Annotated in this window: 1 protein-coding gene; it reads right to left on the bottom strand. The window is 64.9% G+C overall.

Annotation, left to right across the window (positions count from 1 at the left end; genetic code table 11):
* Positions 1-32: 32 nt before the first annotated feature.
* Positions 33-239, bottom strand: a 207-nt coding sequence (locus HX823_RS32110) for a sugar-binding domain-containing protein (protein ID WP_256350330.1), incomplete at its 5' end; no start/stop codon positions are given.

Genomic DNA, 239 nt, shown 5'->3' with positions numbered 1-239 from the left:
GGCAAGCCCGCTCACTACATACAAGATGCCACCTAGCGGCGCGTCGCATCATCCAGGGCAAGGATCGTGTAGGCATTCGACACGGTCGTCGCCAGGGTGTTGATCACCCCGGAGCGCAACGCGCCGAGGGTGGCCGCTGCCTTGGTGTTCTCGCTGGCAATCGCCACCACATCGGGAATGCGCACCAGCTCCTGCACCGTCAAGCCGATCACCCTGCCCTGCATGGCGTTGACCGCCGG

It is taken from the genome of Pseudomonas sp. P7759, assembly GCF_013386445.1.
GTDB classification, from domain to species: Bacteria; Pseudomonadota; Gammaproteobacteria; order Pseudomonadales; family Pseudomonadaceae; genus Aquipseudomonas; species Aquipseudomonas azotoformans_A.
This window is presented reverse-complemented; position numbering and strand designations above follow the sequence as displayed.